Origin of the sequence: Rhizobium sp. Rhizsp82 (assembly GCF_047325115.1) — a bacterium.
GTDB lineage: Bacteria > Pseudomonadota > Alphaproteobacteria > Rhizobiales > Rhizobiaceae > Rhizobium.
On record NZ_CP168571.1, the window covers coordinates 1,420,397 to 1,441,634 of the forward strand.

The window sequence follows — 21,238 nt, forward strand, 5'->3', positions numbered from 1 at the left end:
TTGTTTCCTCTGAATACGGCCGTCAGCGATCGTGTCGCAGACGGCCTTGAAAATATGGCCCGCTACTCTGACAATGCGGGATGGGCCGCCAGTGCTTTGGCTACACCCTCACCGTAAGCAGGGTCAGCCTTGGTGCAGTTGTCGATATGACGCTGCCTTACTTCAGCAGACACTGCTTCCATGGCGCGAGCGGTGTTGTTGAACAGCACTTGGCGTTGCTCGTCTGTCATCATCCGGAACAGGTTCCCAGGTTGTTCGAAGTGGTCAACATCCACACGATGATCCCAATGATCTGCGTCACCTGAAATCTTCAGTGGCGGCTCGCGGTAAGCTGGCTGTTCGGGCCAGTCGCCTCGTGAATTCGGAACGTACGCCTTTGCAGAGCCATGGTTGCCGTCGACCCGCATCGCACCATCGCGGTGGTACGAGTTATGCGGATTCTTTGGAGCGTTTACCGGGATCTGATGGTGATTTACGCCGAGCCTGTATCGCGCTGCATCTCCGTAGGAAAACAAACGTGCTTGCAGCATGCGATCTGGCGAAAACCCAATGCCGGGAACGACAGCAGCGGGGGTGAAGGATGCCTGCTCGACCTCAGCGAAATAGTTCTCGGCATTGCGGTTGAGCTCCATCACACCAACCTCGATCAGAGGGTAGTCTTTGTGTGGCCAAACCTTTGTTAGATCGAACGGATTGACCGGGTGATCTTCCGCCGCAACTTCCGGCATGACCTGGACGTACAGCGTCCAACGGGGGAAGTCACCATTCTCGATGCTGTCGTAGAGATCGCGGTGATGGCTTTCACGATCGCGGCCGATCAAATCCGTGGCCTCTGCGTCCGTCAGGTTCTTGATACCCTGCTGCGTCTTGAAGGTGAACTTCACCCAGAAACGCTCATTCGCGCCGTTGATGAAACTGTACGTGTGGCTTCCGAAGCCGTGCATATGGCGATACGTCGCCGGAATGCCGCGTTCACTCATAACGATCGTTACTTGGTGCAGAGATTCCGGAATAGACGTCCAGAAATCCCAATTCGTTTCCGGATTTCGCATTCCTGTGCGAGGATCTCGTTTAACCGCATGGTTCAAGTCTGGAAAACGAAGCGGATCGCGGAAGAAGAAGACGGGCGTGTTGTTTCCAACCAGGTCCCAATTTCCCTGCTCGGTGTAGAATTTTAGAGCGAAACCGCGGATGTCGCGCTCCGCGTCCGCAGCACCGCGCTCGCCGGCTACGGTTGAGAAGCGGGCAAACATGTCGGTTGTTTTCCCGACCTGCGCGAAGATACTTGCGCGTGTGTAAGCCGTGATATCGTTAGTCACCGTAAAGGTGCCAAATGCTCCCGCGCCTTTGGCATGCATACGGCGCTCGGGGATGACCTCACGGTCAAAGTGAGCCAATTTTTCGATCAGCCACACGTCCTGAAGAAGAGCGGGACCGCGTGGTCCTGCAGTCTGAATGTTGAAGTTGTCGACAACCGGCGCGCCTGCCGCGGTGGTCAATGGCTTTTTGCTATCCATCGGGGTGCCCTTATGATGTTAAAAGACAAAACCGGCTAACCCGGCCTTGCCCGCAACATCTGCTCCCTAGCGCCTGATCTCAAGCGCGGCGAGGGGCTGGATTCTGCCAATATTGGTCCTACTGCTGCCGGATAAAAAAGGGCCCCGCCACACCGTGGCAGGGCCTCCTGGGAGGTTGAGCTGTTGCCGGTCAGTGTGCTCCCGCGCCGCCGCCCGCGGCGGAGCGTTTAGCGAGTAGGAGCGCAACTGCCGCAATTGCGAGGACGGTGCCGATAACTGCAAAAGTATCACTAAACCCCATGATCAACGCCTGCTTTCGCACGACGCGCCCCAGCGCGACCACGGCTTGCTTTGTCGCTTGAGCTTTGTCAGCAACACCATGGGACATAAAATATCCGGTTAGGGTATCGACGCGCAAGCGTACCTCGTCTTTGGCCATAGTAATCGACTGCCCGATTACATTAGAATGAAACTGCTCCCGCTTCGTCAGGATGGTTCCAAGAGACGCCGTGCCGACGGCCCCGCCCAAATTGCGGAGCATGTTTGTCAAGCCCGATGCAGCTGCAGCATCGGCTGGCGCAATCCCTCCTGTTGTGATCGCGGTGATAGGCGTCAACACCAAGGCTTGCCCGATAGCGCGGATGATATTCGGGATCCAGAACTGGTCTCCAGCATTGTCGGCGGACAGGTATATGTTCAAGAAACAACTGGCTGCGAAGATCGAGATTCCGAGAAAGCCAATGTACCTTGCGTCAAATCGCTTCATGAGAATCGGGACAAGCGGGATCAGCAAAAGCTGGGGCAAACCGGTCCAAGCCAAGACATACCCGATCTGCTCGGCGTTATACCGCTGAACTTGGCCAAGATATTGCGGTAATATATACACGGTGCCGAACAGGGCGATGCCGACTAACACATTCACTACCACTCCAATGCCGAAGTTTCGCTGGGCCAGCAACCTTAGTTTGACCAGCGGCTTTTCGACGGTGAGTTCGATCCAGATAAACGTGATAAGAAATACCGCAGCAACGATACTGAGCTTCACAATGAACGGCGATGAAAACCAGTCGTCTTTGTTCCCTTCCTCCAAAACTGTCTGGAAGGCAGAGAGGCCGATGGTCATAGTGACGATACCAAACCAGTCCCCCTCCCGAAGAAGGCCAAGCCTCATGGGCGTTGGATCTAGCGTAGCTGCCAGGGCAGCTGCCATGATCGCACTCGGAACAGCATTGATATAGAAAATCGTCTGCCATCCGTAGTTTTCTGTGAGGTACCCTCCGATGGTGGGGCCAATAGCTGGTGCGAAGGTCACTGAGAGGGCAAAGATTGCTAGTCCGAGTGGCTGCTGGTTTTTCGGAAGCTTTGTCAGCACCATCGTGAAAGCCATCGGAATGAGAACGCCTCCCGCGAATCCCTGAAGACCGCGAAGCACGATCATTGTTCCAAGATCGTGCGCGAACGAGCAGGCAATCGAGAACAGTGGAAATAGGATCGAGTTCACGAGAATATACCGGCGGAACGAGAACACGTTGCTGAGATACGCAGTAAGTGGAATCACGACGATCTCGCCAATAAGATATGATGTCGATATCCAGGCCCCATTGTCGACGCCAGTGCCGATCCCTCCCTCTATGTCTAGCAGGGAAGCGTTCGTTATCTGGATATTCAAGATCGCCATAAACGCGCCGATCATTCCGGCAAGTACGGCAATCCATTCCCGAGCGCTAGCGCTCGGGGTTTTGTTCGCTGTTGACATGGTTTAGGCTCCTACCGGGCACCGTCGGAGCGAATATCAATCACGGGCTGGACTGACATGCCGGGCCTAAGATCGCCGCTTTTCATATCGTCAGCGTTCAACGTAATCTTGACGGGAATACGCTGAACGACCTTTGTAAAATTGCCGGTCGCATTATCCGGCGGCAGGAGGGCAAACTCCTGACCACTTGCCGGCGCTATGCTGTCAATGCGACCACGATACTGTTTGCCCGGGAACATATCGACATCAATCTCCACCTCCTGACCCGGGTGGACATCGGTGAGCTGTGTCTCTTTATAGTTTGCGATGACGTAGACCTGCTCAGTCGGAACAAGCGCCATCAACTGCGTCCCAGCTTGTACATACTGCCCTGTACGAAGCGTCCTGTTGCCCACAACACCATCAACCGGCGCAACGATCGTAGTGTAGCTGAGATTGAGTTCAGCCTGACGCTGCTGCGCTTGCGCTCTGGCGACCGTTGCACTTGCCTGTGCGACCTGCGCATTTATCAGAGAGACCTGCTTACGAGCAGTTTCCAATGCGGCTTCGTCCCGGGCGATCGTCGCCTTTGCTACCGCTATCTGTGACGCAGCCTGCTGCGCCGTTTGCACTGGCGCATATCCACTTGTCGCTAGGTTTGAGTACCGCTTGTTGTTCTGCTCAGCGAAAAGCTCATTGGCTTTGTCGACTTCGAGGGTAGCTTCCGCTGCCGCTATGTTGGACTGTTGGATATCGAGAGAAGCCCGACTAGCCTCCAAACTGGCCTGGGCCGCAAGAACGTCAGCATTAGCCTGATCAAGTGCCGCCCTGAAATCACGATCATCGATGCGTGCCAATGGCGAACCGGCTTTGATGGCCTGGTTATCAGATACAAGGACCTCCTTGAGATAACCCGAAATCTTCGGGGCAATGGCGCTACTGTCTGCTTTCACGTAGGCGTCATCAGTTTCGACCTGAAATCGGCCAACTGTCCAGTAGTGCTGACCATAGTATGCCAAGCCAGCAAGTACAGCGATGCCTCCCACCAGCAGCACTCCGCGCCCACCCTTGCGTTTGCGGACAGGTCGTTCATCGCCAGACAACGCAGCACCGATAGCCATCTCCTGCGCGACTTTTGCTGGCGGCTCAGCTGCAGGCGTTGGGTTGGTCTCGGCCGTGGGTTTCGAAGGGTTAAGCACGCGGACGTTATCAGTCATGGGGAGGTTTCTCAGAAGTCGATAGGATTAAGGAAACTTGTCGTATTCCAAAATATGCTCTATGTAGACGCTGTCAATAACTTTTGGAAAATTATCATGGTCCAAAATGCCCAACCTGTTAAGCGACCCCGTGGTCGCCCGCAAACTCGGTGTGACGAAGACACTCGCGAAGTGATCGTGAACGCCGCTTGCTGCTCGTTCAGAGAGGGCGGATATGAGGCAACAAGCGTAAACGCCATCGCACAGGTAGCGGGCGTTTCCACGAAGACGCTGTACCGACTATTTCCATCGAAGACAGACTTATTCTCAGCCGTCGTCAGCGTGCGCATTGACGACTTTCTTTTGCGCTTAGATATAGCAGCGCTGGCGGGAGTCGACGTGCGCGAGGGGCTCGAGCGGATGCTACGCGCCTATGGAGAGCTCACACTTTCTGAACGGACGGTAACCCTGCTGAGGTTGATCGTTAGCGAGTCCGAGCGGTTCCCGGAAATCGCCACAGCCTTCTACGAGAAGGCAATCGATCGAACGAACGATGCCATGGAGGCCTATCTTCGCTCCCGCGTCGAGGCAGGGGAGATAATACTCGAGAACCCACATATTGCCAGTGGAATGCTACGAGGCATGATGATCATGGAACCTCAGCGGTCCGCGCTGCTTGGTCAAACGCGATATCCAACCGCCGAAGAAATTCGCGCTAGAGCTAAAATGTGTGTGGAGATCTTCTTGGAAGGTGTGGCCGGTCGCCGAGGCCTATGAGTGGTCTATAGCTGCTGTATGGCGGTCGATGAGACGCTTAATTTTGTTCAAGCTCATGTCGTCCAGACCGAGTTCTTCAAGATGGCGGATTGTATCGTACAAGTATTCGATGCCACTTCCGAGAGGTCCTTCGGCCTTGCGCAAGCGCTCCGAAACAGCCTCCGGCGAAAGCTGGCCTTCGTAAGTTGATGAAATTGTATTGGCAACAAAGGTGATGGCCCAGCATTCTCCACTCGACTTTTGAATCTTCACCCACTTCGCCTGATAGCCAGAAGCGAACATTTCTCTGCGCCACACCAGCAACAACTCATCACGTTCCCGCCCTTTTGGAAGCTTGTAAGCCACGCCGTTTACCTCTCCGCCTTTATCCAGCGCGAGAAACAGAGTTGGATGTTCAGGCGTCCCACGTCCAAATGGCGCAGAGAGGCAAAAAGAGCGTTGCCATCCAGTTACCGAGGCGCCCACGCGATCTTCATAGTCGAAAGCTGGGTTCCAAATCAAAGATCCATACGCAAAAAGCCAGACCTCGTCACCGTGGGGCCGAGACGCCATTGCCTCGTCGAGACTGCGCTCCAGTTGTTCATCCGTGAGCGCGGAAACACCGGGTATCGAACGCGCTCGTAGCAAAAACGAGCCGTTTAGCAATGCATCACGGGTGATGGCATGCTCGTTTGGAGCTGATTGCATTGGGGTCATGGACTATGCCTGTTCTTCGTCCGCTCTAAAACTAAATCGGGGCTCCCGGATGAGCTCGCCCGTATGGCGATCGACGGTAACGGGATCCGCCTCTCGTCCAGTGTCAGTGTCGATGAATGCGACGTGACCACTTTCATCGCGAAAATGCCTGTTTCCAAAACCAACAATTGCCTGGATAACGCCCTGGAAGTCTTGCCCCCGTTCCGTCAAAAGATATTCGTCACGCGGCGGATGGTTGCTGTAACGCTGCCGGACGAGAAAACCGGCCTCAACTAAATTGTTCAAACGTCCAGTGAGGATGTTCGGTGCAATATCCAAACTGCGCTGAAATTCGTCGAAGCGACTAGCCCCTTTCAACGCGTCTCTGAGGATCAGGATACTCCACTGATCACCCACGCGTTCCAGCGTTTGAGCGATCGGGCACTTAACAGTAGCAAGGCTTTTCCGTCTCACGCGATTTCCTTTCCGTCACAAATTAGTCTAGTGACTTTTATGATGCAAGTGATCATATTGCCCTTCTCAAAGGCTATAGCACCGGCAGTCACATGGACGCACTTGATAATCCGATTTGGCATGCGCTGACCAACGAGCATCAGGAACTTTCCGTTGGTGGCCCTGATGGTAAGCGTTACAGGGAAGACGTGGCGCCATTTGCGGCCGTCCGAGTGCCAAGTAACGAAGCCTTCGCAGAGCTCGCGACTACTCTCGCTCCCGGACAGGCAGTCGCACTCTTCACCTCAATTGTTCCCACCCTCCCGCGTGGGTGGACCTTGCTTCGGCAGCGACCGATCGAACAAATGGTCTGTACAACGCTTTCAGAGGAGCGTGCTTTTTTCCCAGTCCGCTTGGGAGCCGGTGATATCTCCGAGATGATGGAGCTGGTAACACTGACAGAGCCCGGCCCTTTTGCCTCAAACACGATATCGATGGGGTCGTACTTCGGCATTCGCTCGTCTACCGGCTCGCTTGTCGCCATGGCAGGCCGAAGACTTGCACTTCCACACCACGTTGAGATCAGCGCCGTGTGCACACATCCAGACTTCCGAGGTCATGGTTACGCGCAGTCTCTTGTCGCCTTTTTGAGCGAGCGGATTATGCGTGAGGGTCGCATTCCGTTTCTTCACGTCAAAGGTGAGAACCGTGCTGCGCGGGTTTATGAGCGAGTTGGGTTTTCGAAACGAAAGGCCATGACGCTCACGGTAATCCAAATAGAGGCGTAGCTTGCATAATGAAAGCTATGTGCAAGCTTGTGTTGTCAGAAAGCCTCCAGCTCAACGAGGAGATTCAAATGACGTACATCGATCCCACAAAAACCGCGAAGCCAAGCATCTTCGCCACACGAACCCGAACTTCTGAGGCGAGCCCATTCGACCTTTCGAGTCAGGCACCCGGCACTAGTCAGGACGGCACAACTCTCAACTCCGACAGCAGCGGTGCAAATAAATTATCGAGCGCTCTCTGGTCGCTTCAGTCGGGCGCTGACGATGGGATCGGTCAGGCTGCCGATAAGACACCTGAGGAGGAGTTCGGAGAACTGGCCGACATGGATATCGGCGATCGTATGATGCAGCAATATCTCGGCGAGCACGGCCTCTCGAAGGAGGATTTTGCCAATCTTCCAGCTGAGGAGCGCGAAAAGATCGTCGAAGAAGTCCGCCATCGGGTTCTTGAGCAATCGAAGAACCAGCAGCTTCATGCAGGACCGGCTGGCGATGAAGGCTTAGTCGCCAGTGTTGGGGCCACGGCTGGCTCTTCGGAGGCAAGCCCCTCTCGCAACCAAAACAACGGCCGACGCGAGAACTAGGCGCTGCGCATTGGTAACCGGTGACGCCAGTGACAGAGTCAAAGTCGACATGAGGTGATCAAGTGAGCAACGACGACATAGTGATTTGCAGTCCTGTCCGCACTGCAATCGGTGCCTTTAACGGCTCTCTTCGAAACTGCTCTGCAGTTGATCTTGGAGCAGCTGCGATCGGCGCGGTGATGCAAAGAACGGCTCTGTCACCCACCGAGATCGATTCTGTCATCATGGGTAATGTCGTACAGGCCGGCAACAAAATGAATCCAGGCAGGCAGGCCGCCCTTCACGGTGGCCTGCCGGTGTCAGTCCCTGCTTATACAGTTAACCGCGTATGCGGCTCAGGCGCTCAGGCAGTAATCTCGGCGACTTTAGAGCTGCGGGCAGGGCTGGCGGAAGTTGCGATAGCCGGCGGCATGGAAAACATGGACCGGGCGCCGTATCTTTTGCCAGAGGGGCGCTGGGGTCACCGCCTTGGCGTAGCGCAGATATACGACAGCATGCTGACAGATGGTCTGGAAGACGCATTTTCAGGTAAGCATTCCGGTTGGCATACGGAAGACCTGGTCCAACGTCTAGGTATCCCTCGGGAGGCGCAAGACGAATGGGCGGAACGCTCTCAATCGCGCTTCTCGCAAGCCCAAAACATGGGAAACTTCTCTGCGGAGATCGTTTCAGTCACTGTTCCTGGCAAAAAGGGCGCGTTTGTTTTTGACAAAGACGAAGCAGTTAGAGCAGACACGAATGTTTCTGTGCTAGCCAGGCTGCGGCCAGCCTTTCGCCCGGACGGCACAATTACTGCAGGCAATGCGCCGGGTCTTAACAGCGGGGCGTCCGCTATGATTGTAACCAAGCTTGCGAAAGCTAACAGCCTTGGCATTGAACCGGCTGCTCGGATCGCAGGCATCGGTGTGGCGGCCGTCGAGCCTGCGATGTTCGGTCTCGGGCCTGTACCCGCCATCCATCGCGCACTTGCAAACGCTGGGTGGAAAATTGGAAACCTCCAGCGGGTCGAAATTAACGAGGCCTACGCTGCCGTACCGCTTGCAGTGATGGCGGAGACGGGACTGTCGCCGGAGATTGTCAACGTTGAGGGAGGCGCGATTGCGCATGGTCATCCAATTGGTGCAACCGGGGCGGTGCTGTTGACCCGATTGATACATTCGATGAAGCGCGACGGCCAATCGAAAGGTCTGGTCGCGCTGTGCATTGGCGGCGGTCAAGGAATCGCCGTCGCGATCGAGCTTTGAGATCGGGTAGCGCCCGAGATCGCGATCGACCTCGGGCCGATTCACTGCCTAGAAGTGATGAACCTTGTCTTCAGCAACATTCTCGACTCGCTTGTGACGGACCTTCCATTGTCCATCCCCTGCCCTAGTCAACGTGTCGGTGACCTGGGCGTAGGAAATGAGCTTTGGAAAATGCTCGTCATATTCCATGATCGACATTGGCTTTTCTTTGAGGGTTTGGGCCTCGGAGCTCGGTGCAATCCGGACGAGAAGGATGTAGTATGTAACTCTCACATCGCCTCCCTCCACAGTGTCGACCACATGGTTCGCATTGTGCCGGCGAACTCCGTGAGTGATCGGCTCATATGCCTTTAGGAATTCTGATAGTGCTGGCTTGCCCACGCTACGCCCGAGGGGATGATCTACGATCACGTCGTCGGTGAAGGAAGCCAGGAGATGTTCAACCTCCCAGCGGTCGAAAAAGAAATTAATGCGGTTGACGAAGTTGACCGCTTCAAATGCAGTTTGAGCCTCAGGCTCTTTCGTGATCATTGTCTGGGAGACGCTCATAGTTATGGACCCTTGTCATAGAGAAGATTCTGCCAGGACTGCGCCTCAGGCGATGACTTGACAGTTAGTGTGTAATAGCACATATTGAGCGTATGAAAATACCGTTTGGTCCAGACAATTGTTATTGCTTCGCAGCTCGACGAAGCTCTCGGTGGCTTACTCGCACGTACGATGCAGCGCTCGCGCCGTGCGACATCACGATTTCCCAATTCTCGATTCTTACAGTGCTCGAACATCACGAACACTTGAAGATTGCAGACATGTCGAGAATTATGGTCATGGAGCGAACCAGTCTCGTCCGAGCTTTAAAGCCCCTTTTGGAAAGCAGCTTGATCCAAAGCGTAGCTTCGCAAGGAGAACGGGCAAGAGTGATCTCGTTGACCTCTGCGGGCCGAGCAAAGCTAGTGGAGGCCACTCCATTCTGGGAGGCCGCCCAGGCGGCCTACGAGAGCAAATTTGGGGAAAGCATGGCGAAACGTGGTCGTGCAGACAGCCTTCAGATTAGCGAAGCCAGTTTGACCTAGCGGCAGAACACCGCCCACACAAGCGATTTATATTAGTGTGCATATACACATAGGATAGCAATGAAGATCTCTAATTCTGTTGCCTTCGTCACTGGTGCGAATGGCGGGATCGGTCAAGCACTCATACATGAGCTTATTGGGCGCGGTGCGATAAAGGTGTACGCTTCGGTGCGCAACAAAGCTTCGCTTCGCACTCTTGAGGCGACGTACGGATCTCGTGTCGTGGGAATCCATCTGGACGTAACCGACCTAGCTTCTGTGATGAACGTCAGTGTTGAAGCCGGAGACGTCAATCTGGTTATCAATAACGCGGGTTTCTCAGGTGAAACCGGTGCTCTATCTGGGGACGACGCTGCCCTAGCGCGACGCGAGATGGACGTAAACTACTTTGGGCCTCTTTACATATCTCGGGCCTTTGCTCCGACATTGAAGAGTAATGGCGGGGGCGTAATCGTCAACGTCCTGTCCTTCCTCTCTTTGGTCACCCTGCCCCTTATGGGCACCTACTCAGCATCAAAGGCAGCTGCGTTATCGCTCACTAACAGCCTAAGGGCGGAATTGAGCGCTCAAGGCACGGCCGTCATTGCGGCCATGCCCGTTCAGGTCGACACCGCGATGGGTGCCTGGACAGACCAAGAGAAAGTGACCGCCGAGGATGCAGCCCTCGATATCATGGACGCGATCGAGAATGAACTAACGGAGGTTTTCCCGGGCACCCTTTCTCGTGTTGCTGCAGCTGCGTTCGTCGCCGATCCAAAAGGGCTACAGGCCCAGCTTGCAACAATTCTTCCTTCGACAAGATCCCGTCAATCCAACTAAAGAGAGGTTAGAGATAATGGAAAGTGCGTTTCCGCCAATCGGCAAGCAAACGACAATCGACCCGGGAGACCGCGTTAGCGCAATTGACTTCGTAAACCGAGTGAACTGGCTCTTTGAGACGTGGGACGTCGAGGGGATGATTGACTCATTCACCAGCGATGCCGTTGCCTATCACTTCCATGGCACAATCCGGGGGCATCAGGAGATCCGCCATTTCTTCGAAGTTGACTACCCGTACCTGATCCCAGGGGTTGGCCGTCATGCGACGAACCATATCGTCGATCAGGACGGCAACGGCGTGGTGGTTCGCTACCACAACCTTCTGATCCGTCATGCATGGCCCGAGGATGCCGTTAAGATAGGCGCCGGCGAAATCATGGAAAGTGAGAACGACCTTCCTGCTGTTTGGCTATACTCCCCCATGAGAGATCGCCTGATACGAACAGAGAGTGGTTGGAAGATCTGGGAGCGCTACATCGGCGGCTCAACGACGAACAAGCGCCTTTCTCCACAAGATACGAAAGCTGAGTCGTTCAAAGACCATATGCCTCATCTCTGACTTTTCACCGTAACGTCCTTGGGCTCTCCCCCATTCACCCCAAGGACCGGCCAACGCGAATCCCGCCCTTCGCGTTGGCCCCCTCATTCACCAAAGGAAAGAAAATGAAGTTAGACCTTTCTGGAAAACGAGCGATCGTCACCGGCTCCTCAGCGGGCATTGGCCTCGCGGCCGCAACCGCATTGGCAAAATGCGGAGCGGACGTCGTGATTAACGGACGCAAGGCGGAAACCGTCGAAAAGGCGGTGGCTGCTATTCGCCATGTCGCGCCGTCCGTTGACGTCCAAGGCTTCGTAGGAGACCTTAGCAAGGCTGAAGCTGCAGAGGAACTTTTCGCGACCCACCCCTCTTGCGATGTTCTTGTAAATAACCTCGGTATCTATGCGTGGAAGGATTTCTTCGAGTCGACAGATGACGAGTGGGAGGAGTTCGTATCCGTCAACGTGACTTCGGGAATCCGGATCTCCCGTCACTACATGCCGGAAATGATTTCAAAGGCTTGGGGAAGAGTGATCTTCATCTCCTCAGAGTCTGGACTGAACATCCCAGCCGATATGATCTTCTATGGCACCACGAAAACAGCTCAGTTGGCTCTAGCACGCGGTCTAGCCAAACGCGCGGCCGGCACCGGGGTCACTGTCAATTCGGTACTTCCTGGACCTACACTTTCGGACGGCGTGGTCTCAATGATTGAGGGCTCAATCGCGGGGACTGATCAAACTGTCCAACAGGCGGCCGACGCTTTTGTGAAGGCCAATCGGCCATCCTCGATCATTCAGCGTACCGCGTCGGTCGAAGAAGTGGCGAACATGATCGCCTATGTAGCCTCTCCACTTTCATCCGCAACGACAGGCGCGGCGCTTCGCGTTGAGGGCGGCATTGTAGATAGCATTGGCTAAGAAAGAACGGGGGCGTATTCCCGCCCCCGTTCGATCACAGCTTTTCGGTAATCAAGCGATACTGGCCGCCAGACCATTCAACGCGGCCGACACCTGGATGCTTCCAATGGTATCCCAAGAGCCTGGCATGTTCTGTCGCGAATCGATCTAGCAATAGCTTTCGGGTTCTGACCGCGGCTTCGTGATCGGCATCAAATCCAAAGCGCCAGTCAGGGTGCTCAAAGGAAATTACAGGATTCGTCAGAGCGTCTCCTGTGATCAGGAGTCCCTCACCGCCGTCCAGCAACAGCGATATATGTCCGCCTGTGTGTCCCGGGGTGCCTATGACCTCGACTCCGGTGACGATCTCGTGTCCTGGATTGACCATCGTCAACCGCTCGCCAATTGCTTTGAAGTTCGCCCGTGCGCCGGCAGCAAACGGTCTCAGACCTTCCGGGAGTTTTTCATCGTCCCGCCAAAAGTACCACTCGTCGGCGCTGATGAAATGCTGAGCTTTGGGAAAAAGAAGCGTCCCATCCGATTTTAGGATGCCACCCATATGGTCGGGATGAGCGTGGGTGAGAACAACTTTGGTGATCGCTAGCGGATCGACGCCTGCGGCCTGCATATTCTGTTCGAGCGCTCCCGCGGTTTCCTGAAATTGGGTTCCTGATCCGGTATCAACGATAATAGCCTCGTTGCCCCTCCGGATGATGGGAATGTTTGTGTCCATTGGAGCGCTCGATCTGCCCCCGCCTAGCTTCGCAAGTATTGGCTTCCTCAGCCCCTCTTCGATCTCAGGCATGATGATATCCGCAGGAAGCGCGATAAATCCATCACTCAAGATCGAGATTTCAAACGACCCTTGCGTGAATGTTCGAGGTTGCTGAACACCCTGGTGTCCGGGCATGATCATTCTCCTTCATCCAAATACAGCCTTGTATTCTAATCGCCATACATTAGGTGTGCAGTGGCAATAAGGACAAACTTCGGGGCGAAAATGCCAAAAGACCATGTCATCGGAATCCTCACCTTCTCAATGTGTTCGCGAGCAGCGGTACATGGGCTGATCGAGATGTGGGAGATCGCAAATATTCAGGCGCAAGCAATTGGCCTCCAGGACAAGATACTTGCATGTGAGATCGATGCCGAATCTCAGACGTCATTGGAGAGCATTGAGAACCAGCGGTTCGCTGCAATAATCTGCCCCCCCACAACGGGCACCACCAGCGTCGAGTTGGCGAAACCAGTTGGGCGTTTGCTGATCCAACACGCGAGAACCGGTACGATAATGTGTTCCGTTTGCGGAGGGGCTTTTATTCTCGCGCAGACGGGTTTGCTAGACTGCCGGCGCGTAACGACACATTGGTCACTGGGAGGCAACCTCAAAGAAAGACACCCCTCAATTGACGTTTGCACAGATGAGCTTCTGATCGAAGAGCCCGACCTGATCTCAGCCGGGGGCGTCATGGCGTGGACACAGCTAGGCTTAAGGCTCATTGAGCGTTGCTTTGGATCCGATGTTATGCTGGCAACCGCGAAATTTATGCTGATCGACCCCGCTGACCGGCCACAGGGGTACTACGCGACTTTTGCTCCGCGGCTTGACCACGGCGATTTGGGTGTCGCAGACGTTCAACGCTGGCTTCATTCCGTTTTCGGAAGAAGCGTGACATTGGATCAAATGGCGGCTCGCGCCCGAACAAGCAAGCGCACGTTCCTGCGGCGCTTTCAAAAAGCGACCGGAATGAACCCGACTGACTATTGTCAACGCCTGAAAGTGAATCGCTCCAGGGGGCTTTTGGAAAGAAGCGACATTCCAATCGATGCGATCGCAGTTCAATGCGGTTACGAAGACCAGAATTCCTATCGCAAGATTTTCAAGCGCGTTGTAGGAATAACCCCCGGTGAATACCGAACGCGCCTCGCAGTGGCAGTTCCAAACCGCATCGCAGAGAGGTAATCCAGTTTATGGAAGTCATAGAGCGCAACATCGTTAGAGTTACTCACGAAGGGACAACGGTGGAAGGCTTCGGTGCCGATACGGACGACGCTCTGCGCGATGGCCTGCGCAGACTCTCTCTCCAGCGCAACCGAGACGAATGGTTCGTCTTGAGCGCGGTTCGCCGCGATGAGCATGAAACCAACAAAGCGATCAGGATGTCATATTCCTCCGGCGACAGCCCGCGATCGATTGCGTTCGCCGCTTTAGACCTGGGACGTCACTATCGAGGCGCGATTCAGACGGTAAGAGCTGTCGCCAACTTGGAATATGGCTTTGCTGGCCGAACTCGCCACGCCGTGGAAGAGGTGGCGATTTATGCCATTGGCGCAGCGAAGTACCTAAAGCAGGTTTCCGGAAGCTCGATTGATGTTCGCGCCGATCTTCTCGATGCGCTTGCTGGCACGAGGTGGAGAAAGATTATCGACGTTGATAGCTTGATTCTCAAGAGATCTGGCTGACCGTCGTCGTTACACGCTGTCGGGCGCCGCCTGGCGGATAACCAAATTTTGACCGATATGCCCTGCTGAAAGCTGCTTCCGACTCGTATCCGATTAAGAAAGCAATCTCTTTCACCGAAATTTGCGAGTTTTGGAGAAGCTCCGTCGCAAGCGAAAGCCTCCAGTTTTGCAAATACCGCAGGGGCGGCACTCCTACGAGTTGCGCGAAACGGTCCGCAAAACTTGATCGGGACATTCCGGCCAAGGCCGCTAGTAATGCGACCGTCCAAGGATCAGCTGGGTGTCGGTGTAGTGTTGCCACAACGCGGCTTATTCTGTCGTCGGCAAGAGACCCGACCCAGCCGTCATTTTGAACAGTGCGCGACCAAGTTCGTATGCACCTAATCACCAGTATGTCTATTACCCGTGATATCATTAGCGCGAACCCCGGCTCTGGTTTTACGGTCTCGAGCACAAGGAATTGAGCCACGTCCTTGATGAGCACCGATGAGTTATCCATCGCGGGCGTTATGTGGATAAGATCGGGAAGGAGCCGAAGTAGCGGGGCGGCCGCTTCGGCGTTATCAAAATCGAAAGTCGCGCTTATCAAGCGAGGTCGGATATTTTCAGGCCGGGCGGACGCGCGGATGACGTGCTCCAAGCCGGCTCGCGGCACAAGCACTATCTCACCCTGTTCAACCCTCAGCGGCACCCTGGATGGACGCACGATGTCTACCGCTCCATCCTGAATGACGTGAATGGCAGGTGCGTTCTTTAGTCTGGCTTGCTCGGACTCGGGCGGTAGGTCACCGGCCAGCACAGTACCTCCGGTTAATTGCACGAACCTGAGGACGTCTGAGAGCAAGTCAACTGGCCCCACCTCTTTGGACGATTGATCAATTAATCCGTTTTCCCCGCTATAGAGCACCACGCCGATAGATCCTATTTTTCTTGTCAGGTAACGCCGAGCCTGTAGCCAACGACAACGCCATGAAAGCCTTGTGTCGGATACGAACGCTCAGAGCGATACCATTGCAGAAACGCCTGCTCAATCAAGCGAAAGGATATCCCCAATGCTGAAGACACTACTTTCCGGTTTTGCCGGCTTGCTCGCTCTGTCAACCGCGTCGACGACCGCCATCGCAGCCCAGGTCAAGAACGTCGTGCTCGTCCACGGCGCATTCGTCGACGAGTCCAGCTGGCAGCCGGTCGCAACAATCTTGGAAAAAGATGGCTTTCATGTCACTCTCGTAAAGAACCCTCTCACCTCGCTGGATGCCGACGTCGAGGCTACGCAAAAAGCCCTGGATGCCCAGAGCGGGCCGGCTATCCTGGTCGGACATTCCTGGGGCGGTGTCGTCATCACTGAGGCCGGTGATGATCCGAAGGTGAAAGCACTGGTATACGTTTCCGCATTTGCGCCTGAAAAAGGCGAGTCTGTCGCAGCACTAGGTAACGCTGGTACGAAGACAGAGGGTATCGCTGCCATCCGTCCAGACCAGAAGGGCTATCTCTCCATTGACCCAGCAGCATTTCCAAAAGTCATTGCAGCCGATGTTCCGCTGAAGATCGCGGAAACACTCGCAAACAATCAGCTGCCGCTCAACCATACGGCATTTGAGGCCAAGGTGACGAAAGCTGCATGGCATTCCAAGCCGTCGTTCTATGTCGTCAGCGCGAAGGACAAGCTGCTTGATCCCAAAGATCAGCACTTCTTCGCATCGCGCATTAAAGCCAAAGTAACCGAGGTTGATGGCAGCCACGCCTCTTTGGTAGTACACGCCGCTGACGTCGCGCGGGTTATTGAGAAAGCTGCTGCAGCTCAGTGAAACACTGGGGAGGGTGCACGTCTTCCACCCTCCCCCTTGAGGCTCGCGTCGTCAGTGATTATTTCACTCCTATGATCGATCCCAATTTCCCACGAGCAATTCAAGCGCTAGTCGCCATATGGAGTATCAACCTCGTGGGATGTAGCGCGACTGTAGAAGCATTGGCAAGGACGTTGCAAATGTCCGAAGATGACGTGGCCGATTTGATTAAACAGTTAGAAGCGAACTATTTCGTTCATGTCGATGGTACCTCAGTGAGGATGACTCGCGAGCCCTCCCAGATAGAGCTGAAAGATATTTTCCACGCAGTCAGCCGAGATGGACAATGGCTCGAAGGGTCCTCTGTCGCCCCGCGGCTTGCGGGATTGTTCGATACCATCAACAGAAGAGCCCAGCAGGCACTATTAAGGCAGATCGGATCGAAGTGTTTGGCTGACGTGTTGCCGGATGGTGACGGCACAATGTCTACAGATCCCTTGACTTCAGATATGTGCAATAGCACATAGAGATGAAATATTTGAAGCGAGGTCTTTGTGTCGAAATGGATCGGCTGGACATCATAGAACTGTTCCTGAGGGTGGCCAGCTCTGGCAATTTTACGAAGGCTGCCCGCGAAATCGGGATATCTCAGCCGACCGTCAGCAGGCATATTGCCGAGCTTGAAAGTAGGTTGGGGACAGCTCTGTTAAGAAGATCAGCTCGGGGCGTCAGTCTGACCGAGGCTGGTAGCGACTTCTACAAGTCGGCCTCTGAGATTATACGTGAGTTGGAAGACTGTGAAACCCGTATAAGCGACCATCGAGTCCGCCCAGAAGGCAGTTTGAGCGTTGCAGTTCCCAGCGGGTTCGCGAGACAGCACATAGTCCCGTTCCTACCCGATTTCTTCTCCGAATATCCGAAGATTAGACTGCATCTCAATCCGCAGGAACCACAAGCTCACACCCTCGATGGCGGATATGATCTCTCAGTCAGAGTTGGAATGCCGGCGGATGGCTCCCTGATTTCGAGGAGGGTGGGCTACACGCCTTGGGTAACGGTGGCTTCGCCTTCACTCGTCGGAAGCACCAATTCCATTAGCCAAATAGAAGATCTCCGTCTTTTTAATCTCTTGCAGTGGGAGCAGGAAGAATATCCCTCGCCTTGGCGCTTCCGAAGCAGTGGAGAAGACGTCGATTATCCCGTGAAGCCAGCATTGCTTTCCGCGGATGCGGACACCATCACAGCAGCCGCGGAAAGCGGCCTTGGTATCGCCAATGGACCGCAATGGCTGTTTGATCGATCCTTGCGTCGGGGTTCGTTGCTTGAGGTTCTCGGCGAGTTTTCGCCCACACCGTTACCCATATTCGCTTTCTGGCGGGGGCCGCGCCAACCACCTCTACGGACGAAGATCTTTGTAGACTTCCTCTCCAGAAGCCTCGCTTCCACACGCACCTATTCACCAGCTCAACATCTTCGGATCGCCCACTCGAAATGAACATCCGTCCAAATAGTCTCATACAAGACTTCTCTTCATCAGAGCCAATGGTCGACTTTTTATCGCGCGGCCCTTTAGGTCCAGATACCTGGCTGTTCGTCTATGACGCCTGGATGGTTCGGCCTCTTATAGATGCGCCCGTGCGTCATCCTGCATTAGTGCGAGGATGGCGACGCTCGGTCTTGACCGCGCTGAAAACAGGAGGGAAGGAGCTGCCGCTCACGTTAATCTCAAACGGCTCAACTCACGGCGCACTTATTTTGCTGACCAATCCTCAGATCGAGTTTGTTTGGGACTACTGGCTGCATGACAAGCTTTACAGACCGGTTTGGGTGAACGCGAGCTCATTCGGAAAGAAGGTGCGGGCGATGACGTTCGTCACGCCGAGGCGAATAGTCGATCGCTCTGCGATTGGATATCTCCTGCGCGACGACCCCGAGATATCGACCGTAAAGGCGGCTGCAATCGTCGCCCATGACATCAATGCTGCTTTGCGAGAGATGGATGTGTCAGACCTCTATTTGATCAGGCTCGAGCGCGAGCTGAGAGCCGCAGCGAACAATACCGGCCACCACAATCAGGCGCGGCTACGGTCGGAGGTCTGATCGGTGAAGACTTTCAGCCCCGAAAACTGTCACTGCAGCACTCTGCGTCGCGCCGCTCGCTCTGTCACACGACTGTATGATGACATTTTGCGACCGTCTGGATTGAGCATCTCGCAGTTTGCCCTGATGTCAGTTGCCGCCGATCACCCTGCGGCACATTGCGGATCGCTTGGAAGGATGCTTGGCTTGGATAAATCGACATTTGGACGCAGTCTCGGTCCCCTTGAGCGAGCCAAACTCATAGAGCTTACTCGTGATGAGCACGACAAGCGGGCCCGGTTTGTTCACATCACCAAATCTGGTGAACTCGCCCTAACGCGGGCTCATGTGCTTTGGAACGAGGCGGAGGACACCTTTCTTTCTCTGATTGGCCCAGCATGTTCGGAGCAATCGCGGAGTGTGGCTTCCTTCGTGACATCGCGGTTGTCCGCAGTTGAGACCTCGAGGATACACAAATGAAAAGCAGATACGCAGATACCCGAGGTCGGCCAATTATTGCTGTCACCGGCATGGGGGTTTTGACATCGCTTGGACAAGGCCTCTCTGACAACTGGCACGCATTAACCTCCGGCCGGTCAGGAATTAAAAGCATCGAGAGGTTCCCGACAGAAGGCTTGAAGACCAAAATAGCTGGATGCGTCGACTTTCTCCCCGTTCAGAACTCCAACGCGATGGAACGCTCTTTTGTGTTCGCTGAGGCGACGGCAACAGAGGCGCTTGATCAAGCGGGTATCAACGGCGATTTTGGCGGACCGCTTTTTCTTGCAGCGCCTCCAATTGAACCGGACTGGCAAGCGCGGTTCGACCTTGCCGATCGAAGCGATCCCAATAGCGCGGGGACGGCTTATTCTCGTTTCCTTGGCGCAATGAGAGAGCGCCCAGACCCCGCATTTCATGAGGCATCCCTGTTTGGCGCTATTTCTGAACGTCTTGCCGACCGCTTCGGAACTCGCGGCCTCCCTGTTACCCTTTCGACAGCCTGCGCGAGCGGCGTGACAGCCATTCAGCTCGGTGTGGAGGCTATACGGCAAGGACGAACCTCCAGGGCATTGGTCGTAGCGACCGACGGGTCGGTCAGTCAGGAAGCACTGATCCGGTTTTCCCTCCTGTCGGCACTCACCACATCCAATGATATTCCATCGTCGGCTTCTAAGCCCTTCAGCCGCGACCGCGACGGCTTTGTAATGGCTGAGGGGGCAGCTGCGCTTGTCTTGGAGACGCTTGAAGAAGCAATATCAAGGGGAGCGGATGTCCTTGGTATTGTGAGCGGATGCGCTGATAAGGCTGATGCTTTTCACCGGACGCGCTCGTCACCTGACGGCGGACCCGCGATCGAAACAATGCGAGCGGCACTCACTGATGCCAGCCTCAATCCCGAGGACATTGGTTATGTTAACGCCCACGGCACATCGACTCCTGAAAACGATAAGATGGAGTATCTTGCCATGTCTGGGGTCTTCGGTGAGATCGTCGACAGGGTCCCGACGTCGTCGAACAAGTCAATGATTGGTCACACCATATCCGCCGCAGGCGCCATTGAGGCAGTATTTTCAATACAGACCATTCGGACAGGCACTCTTCCTCCGACAATCAATTTTAACCAACCCGACCCCCTCATTCCATTGGATGTGGTGCCCAACATCCGTCGCAATGCCTCGCCGCGTCACATCCTGTCGAATTCATTTGGATTTGGCGGCCAGAACGCCAGCGTCATAGTGTCCGAGCCGCTATGACGGCATTCTCCCTTATGGTTGTCCGAGATAGGATGGGCACCAGCTTCGTCGACAGCCGCTCACTAGAGACTTTGGCAATTGCGGCAGAAAGGCACGGCTCCTACCGGTTATGGCTGGCAGCTGGCGAGGCTGCGCCGGATAGTCAACTTCTGCTTAGACGCATCGCTAACGCAACGAGCAAAATCAGGATAGCATTGCATCGCGAGGTCGCGGCCATCGGCCCTCGGAGATTTATGCACAGCCCGATGATGACAGGGTTCTTTCCAGCTCGGCTTGACATACTGCTTGGCACTCCGGACCCGGCTCCTAGCCGGTCATCGAACCGAGCAGGTACGACGACTGCAATCGGCAGGCTCCGAGATAGGCTCATGTCGTTCTTCGACCCCTCCAGCGAGTATAATGATAGTAATCGGTCAGATCTGCCAATCTTCATATTTGGGTCCACGATCCATGCTTCGCAAATCGCCGCCGGCCTCGGATTTCCATTCGTTTACTCCCACGTATCGGATAAGGAGAAGGCGTTCGCCGTAGCGTCGTACAAGCGGAATTTTAAGCGCTCACCAGCACTTGCCAAGCCATACCTCCTACTCGCAATCGACTTTCAAAGCCTGGTGGTGGAGAAGGATCTCGAAGGTCAACCTTTGGATAGCTGCGTGATCGATAATCAGCGCATTCGTCGTGCCGTTTTGGAAACAATCCTCGAAAGCCGCCCAAACGAGATCGTATTTCTCCTTGCACCGGCATCAGTGCTGGATCCAGAAGCTCAGACGGCGCTCATTGCCGAAGCGATGGCAGGACTTTAAGTCTTTGACACCACATGGCAGCAGACGCTATGTGTAATAACACCCACGAGATGC

The 21,238-nt window shown here is 54.8% G+C and carries 25 protein-coding genes; 17 read left to right on the top strand and 8 right to left on the bottom strand.

All coding sequences use genetic code 11. From position 1 onward, the window contains the following. Positions 1-62: 62 nt before the first annotated feature. The 3 genes from ACEN84_RS30710 to ACEN84_RS30720 all read right to left on the bottom strand — a co-directional run bounded on the left by ACEN84_RS30710 (position 63) and on the right by ACEN84_RS30720 (position 4,469). A complete protein-coding gene (locus tag ACEN84_RS30710) occupies positions 63-1,517 on the bottom strand; it encodes a catalase (protein ID WP_413711720.1) in 1,455 nt (484 codons plus the stop codon). Between the two features lie 190 nt (positions 1,518-1,707). Beyond that, positions 1,708-3,273 (bottom strand): DHA2 family efflux MFS transporter permease subunit, encoded by a 1,566-nt coding sequence (locus tag ACEN84_RS30715; RefSeq protein ID WP_413711721.1) that lies wholly within the window; start codon positions 3,271-3,273, stop codon positions 1,708-1,710. 11 nt (positions 3,274-3,284) lie between these two features. Next, the gene (locus ACEN84_RS30720) at positions 3,285-4,469 is read right to left on the bottom strand and encodes an HlyD family secretion protein (protein ID WP_413711722.1); all 1,185 of its coding nucleotides are present in this window, start codon (positions 4,467-4,469) and stop codon (positions 3,285-3,287) included. 96 nt (positions 4,470-4,565) lie between these two features. On the opposite strand from ACEN84_RS30720, the gene ACEN84_RS30725 reads away from it, so the two are divergent. Next, positions 4,566-5,225, top strand: a complete 660-nt coding sequence (locus tag ACEN84_RS30725; protein ID WP_413711723.1) for a TetR/AcrR family transcriptional regulator — start codon at positions 4,566-4,568, stop codon at positions 5,223-5,225. On the opposite strand, the gene ACEN84_RS30730 is transcribed toward ACEN84_RS30725, so the two are convergent. Both ACEN84_RS30730 and ACEN84_RS30735 read right to left on the bottom strand, forming a co-directional pair. Then, positions 5,220-5,921, bottom strand: coding sequence for a gamma-glutamylcyclotransferase (locus ACEN84_RS30730; protein WP_413711724.1), 702 nt, complete (start codon positions 5,919-5,921; stop codon positions 5,220-5,222). The genes ACEN84_RS30725 and ACEN84_RS30730 overlap by 6 nt on opposite strands. Before the next feature lie 3 nt (positions 5,922-5,924). Beyond that, positions 5,925-6,374, bottom strand: a complete 450-nt coding sequence (locus ACEN84_RS30735; protein WP_413711725.1) for a winged helix-turn-helix transcriptional regulator — start codon at positions 6,372-6,374, stop codon at positions 5,925-5,927. Between the two features lie 92 nt (positions 6,375-6,466). Between ACEN84_RS30735 and ACEN84_RS30740 the strand changes: the two genes are divergently transcribed. The 3 genes from ACEN84_RS30740 to ACEN84_RS30750 all read left to right on the top strand — a co-directional run bounded on the left by ACEN84_RS30740 (position 6,467) and on the right by ACEN84_RS30750 (position 8,969). Beyond that, entirely contained in the window at positions 6,467-7,141 is a 675-nt protein-coding gene (locus tag ACEN84_RS30740; RefSeq protein WP_413711726.1) for a GNAT family N-acetyltransferase, read from the top strand. A gap of 68 nt (positions 7,142-7,209) precedes the next feature. Further along, positions 7,210-7,725: a hypothetical protein gene (locus tag ACEN84_RS30745; RefSeq protein ID WP_413711727.1), complete on the top strand. Its 516-nt coding sequence runs from the start codon at positions 7,210-7,212 to the stop codon at positions 7,723-7,725. 62 nt (positions 7,726-7,787) lie between these two features. Continuing rightward, a complete protein-coding gene (locus ACEN84_RS30750; protein ID WP_413711728.1) occupies positions 7,788-8,969 on the top strand; it encodes a thiolase family protein in 1,182 nt (393 codons plus the stop codon). A gap of 48 nt (positions 8,970-9,017) precedes the next feature. Here ACEN84_RS30750 and ACEN84_RS30755 read toward each other — a convergent pair whose 3' ends face one another. Next, positions 9,018-9,518 carry a nuclear transport factor 2 family protein gene (locus ACEN84_RS30755; RefSeq protein WP_413711729.1) on the bottom strand — a complete coding sequence of 167 codons (501 nt, stop codon included), beginning with the start codon at positions 9,516-9,518 and terminating at the stop codon, positions 9,018-9,020. A 92-nt stretch (positions 9,519-9,610) separates the two neighbouring features. On the opposite strand from ACEN84_RS30755, the gene ACEN84_RS30760 reads away from it, so the two are divergent. The 4 genes from ACEN84_RS30760 to ACEN84_RS30775 all read left to right on the top strand — a co-directional run bounded on the left by ACEN84_RS30760 (position 9,611) and on the right by ACEN84_RS30775 (position 12,319). Next, positions 9,611-10,042 carry a MarR family winged helix-turn-helix transcriptional regulator gene (locus ACEN84_RS30760; protein ID WP_413711730.1) on the top strand — a complete coding sequence of 144 codons (432 nt, stop codon included), beginning with the start codon at positions 9,611-9,613 and terminating at the stop codon, positions 10,040-10,042. A 60-nt stretch (positions 10,043-10,102) separates the two neighbouring features. Then, positions 10,103-10,861, top strand: a complete 759-nt coding sequence (locus ACEN84_RS30765) for an SDR family oxidoreductase (RefSeq protein WP_413711731.1) — start codon at positions 10,103-10,105, stop codon at positions 10,859-10,861. 16 nt (positions 10,862-10,877) lie between these two features. Further along, a complete protein-coding gene (locus ACEN84_RS30770) occupies positions 10,878-11,420 on the top strand; it encodes a nuclear transport factor 2 family protein (RefSeq protein WP_413711732.1) in 543 nt (180 codons plus the stop codon). A gap of 104 nt (positions 11,421-11,524) precedes the next feature. Next, positions 11,525-12,319, top strand: coding sequence for an SDR family NAD(P)-dependent oxidoreductase (locus tag ACEN84_RS30775; RefSeq protein WP_413711733.1), 795 nt, complete (start codon positions 11,525-11,527; stop codon positions 12,317-12,319). A 34-nt stretch (positions 12,320-12,353) separates the two neighbouring features. On the opposite strand, the gene ACEN84_RS30780 is transcribed toward ACEN84_RS30775, so the two are convergent. Beyond that, positions 12,354-13,208, bottom strand: coding sequence for an MBL fold metallo-hydrolase (locus ACEN84_RS30780; RefSeq protein ID WP_413711734.1), 855 nt, complete (start codon positions 13,206-13,208; stop codon positions 12,354-12,356). A 90-nt stretch (positions 13,209-13,298) separates the two neighbouring features. Here ACEN84_RS30780 and ACEN84_RS30785 point away from each other — a divergent pair, with 90 nt between their 5' ends. Both ACEN84_RS30785 and ACEN84_RS30790 read left to right on the top strand, forming a co-directional pair. Then, the gene (locus ACEN84_RS30785) at positions 13,299-14,261 is read left to right on the top strand and encodes a GlxA family transcriptional regulator (RefSeq protein WP_413711735.1); all 963 of its coding nucleotides are present in this window, start codon (positions 13,299-13,301) and stop codon (positions 14,259-14,261) included. A gap of 8 nt (positions 14,262-14,269) precedes the next feature. Then, positions 14,270-14,761, top strand: a complete 492-nt coding sequence (locus ACEN84_RS30790; protein WP_413711736.1) for a hypothetical protein — start codon at positions 14,270-14,272, stop codon at positions 14,759-14,761. On the opposite strand, the gene ACEN84_RS30795 is transcribed toward ACEN84_RS30790, so the two are convergent. Further along, a complete protein-coding gene (locus ACEN84_RS30795) occupies positions 14,745-15,671 on the bottom strand; it encodes a cupin domain-containing protein (RefSeq protein ID WP_413711737.1) in 927 nt (308 codons plus the stop codon). The two genes, ACEN84_RS30790 and ACEN84_RS30795, sit on opposite strands and share 17 nt — an antisense overlap. Positions 15,672-15,813: 142 nt before the next feature. Here ACEN84_RS30795 and ACEN84_RS30800 point away from each other — a divergent pair, with 142 nt between their 5' ends. The 7 genes from ACEN84_RS30800 to ACEN84_RS30830 all read left to right on the top strand — a co-directional run bounded on the left by ACEN84_RS30800 (position 15,814) and on the right by ACEN84_RS30830 (position 21,184). Then, a complete protein-coding gene (locus tag ACEN84_RS30800) occupies positions 15,814-16,569 on the top strand; it encodes an alpha/beta fold hydrolase (protein ID WP_413711738.1) in 756 nt (251 codons plus the stop codon). A 179-nt stretch (positions 16,570-16,748) separates the two neighbouring features. Next, the gene (locus ACEN84_RS30805) at positions 16,749-17,075 is read left to right on the top strand and encodes a hypothetical protein (RefSeq protein ID WP_413711739.1); all 327 of its coding nucleotides are present in this window, start codon (positions 16,749-16,751) and stop codon (positions 17,073-17,075) included. Between the two features lie 2 nt (positions 17,076-17,077). After that, positions 17,078-18,043: a LysR family transcriptional regulator gene (locus tag ACEN84_RS30810; protein ID WP_413711740.1), complete on the top strand. Its 966-nt coding sequence runs from the start codon at positions 17,078-17,080 to the stop codon at positions 18,041-18,043. Beyond that, positions 18,040-18,648: a hypothetical protein gene (locus ACEN84_RS30815; protein ID WP_413711741.1), complete on the top strand. Its 609-nt coding sequence runs from the start codon at positions 18,040-18,042 to the stop codon at positions 18,646-18,648. Before ACEN84_RS30810 ends, ACEN84_RS30815 begins: the two co-directional genes overlap by 4 nt. Positions 18,649-18,774: 126 nt before the next feature. Beyond that, positions 18,775-19,107 carry a MarR family winged helix-turn-helix transcriptional regulator gene (locus ACEN84_RS30820; protein ID WP_413712527.1) on the top strand — a complete coding sequence of 111 codons (333 nt, stop codon included), beginning with the start codon at positions 18,775-18,777 and terminating at the stop codon, positions 19,105-19,107. Then, the gene (locus ACEN84_RS30825; protein ID WP_413711742.1) at positions 19,104-20,381 is read left to right on the top strand and encodes a beta-ketoacyl-ACP synthase; all 1,278 of its coding nucleotides are present in this window, start codon (positions 19,104-19,106) and stop codon (positions 20,379-20,381) included. Before ACEN84_RS30820 ends, ACEN84_RS30825 begins: the two co-directional genes overlap by 4 nt. A 368-nt stretch (positions 20,382-20,749) precedes the next feature. After that, positions 20,750-21,184 carry a hypothetical protein gene (locus ACEN84_RS30830; protein ID WP_413711743.1) on the top strand — a complete coding sequence of 145 codons (435 nt, stop codon included), beginning with the start codon at positions 20,750-20,752 and terminating at the stop codon, positions 21,182-21,184. Positions 21,185-21,238: the final 54 nt, after the last annotated feature.

Coding starts and splice junctions, on each gene's coding strand:
- ACEN84_RS30710 (WP_413711720.1), bottom strand. CDS start 1,517: ATGGATAGCAAAAAGCCATTGACCACCGCGGCAGGCGCGCCGGTTGTC.
- ACEN84_RS30715 (WP_413711721.1), bottom strand. CDS start 3,273: ATGTCAACAGCGAACAAAACCCCGAGCGCTAGCGCTCGGGAATGGATT.
- ACEN84_RS30720 (WP_413711722.1), bottom strand. CDS start 4,469: ATGACTGATAACGTCCGCGTGCTTAACCCTTCGAAACCCACGGCCGAG.
- ACEN84_RS30725 (WP_413711723.1), top strand. CDS start 4,566: ATGGTCCAAAATGCCCAACCTGTTAAGCGACCCCGTGGTCGCCCGCAA.
- ACEN84_RS30730 (WP_413711724.1), bottom strand. CDS start 5,921: ATGACCCCAATGCAATCAGCTCCAAACGAGCATGCCATCACCCGTGAT.
- ACEN84_RS30740 (WP_413711726.1), top strand. CDS start 6,467: ATGGACGCACTTGATAATCCGATTTGGCATGCGCTGACCAACGAGCAT.
- ACEN84_RS30745 (WP_413711727.1), top strand. CDS start 7,210: ATGACGTACATCGATCCCACAAAAACCGCGAAGCCAAGCATCTTCGCC.
- ACEN84_RS30755 (WP_413711729.1), bottom strand. CDS start 9,518: ATGAGCGTCTCCCAGACAATGATCACGAAAGAGCCTGAGGCTCAAACT.
- ACEN84_RS30760 (WP_413711730.1), top strand. CDS start 9,611: ATGAAAATACCGTTTGGTCCAGACAATTGTTATTGCTTCGCAGCTCGA.
- ACEN84_RS30765 (WP_413711731.1), top strand. CDS start 10,103: ATGAAGATCTCTAATTCTGTTGCCTTCGTCACTGGTGCGAATGGCGGG.
- ACEN84_RS30770 (WP_413711732.1), top strand. CDS start 10,878: ATGGAAAGTGCGTTTCCGCCAATCGGCAAGCAAACGACAATCGACCCG.
- ACEN84_RS30775 (WP_413711733.1), top strand. CDS start 11,525: ATGAAGTTAGACCTTTCTGGAAAACGAGCGATCGTCACCGGCTCCTCA.
- ACEN84_RS30780 (WP_413711734.1), bottom strand. CDS start 13,208: ATGCCCGGACACCAGGGTGTTCAGCAACCTCGAACATTCACGCAAGGG.
- ACEN84_RS30785 (WP_413711735.1), top strand. CDS start 13,299: ATGCCAAAAGACCATGTCATCGGAATCCTCACCTTCTCAATGTGTTCG.
- ACEN84_RS30790 (WP_413711736.1), top strand. CDS start 14,270: ATGGAAGTCATAGAGCGCAACATCGTTAGAGTTACTCACGAAGGGACA.
- ACEN84_RS30800 (WP_413711738.1), top strand. CDS start 15,814: ATGCTGAAGACACTACTTTCCGGTTTTGCCGGCTTGCTCGCTCTGTCA.
- ACEN84_RS30805 (WP_413711739.1), top strand. CDS start 16,749: ATGTCCGAAGATGACGTGGCCGATTTGATTAAACAGTTAGAAGCGAAC.
- ACEN84_RS30810 (WP_413711740.1), top strand. CDS start 17,078: ATGAAATATTTGAAGCGAGGTCTTTGTGTCGAAATGGATCGGCTGGAC.
- ACEN84_RS30815 (WP_413711741.1), top strand. CDS start 18,040: ATGAACATCCGTCCAAATAGTCTCATACAAGACTTCTCTTCATCAGAG.
- ACEN84_RS30820 (WP_413712527.1), top strand. CDS start 18,775: ATGTCAGTTGCCGCCGATCACCCTGCGGCACATTGCGGATCGCTTGGA.
- ACEN84_RS30825 (WP_413711742.1), top strand. CDS start 19,104: ATGAAAAGCAGATACGCAGATACCCGAGGTCGGCCAATTATTGCTGTC.
- ACEN84_RS30830 (WP_413711743.1), top strand. CDS start 20,750: ATGTCGTTCTTCGACCCCTCCAGCGAGTATAATGATAGTAATCGGTCA.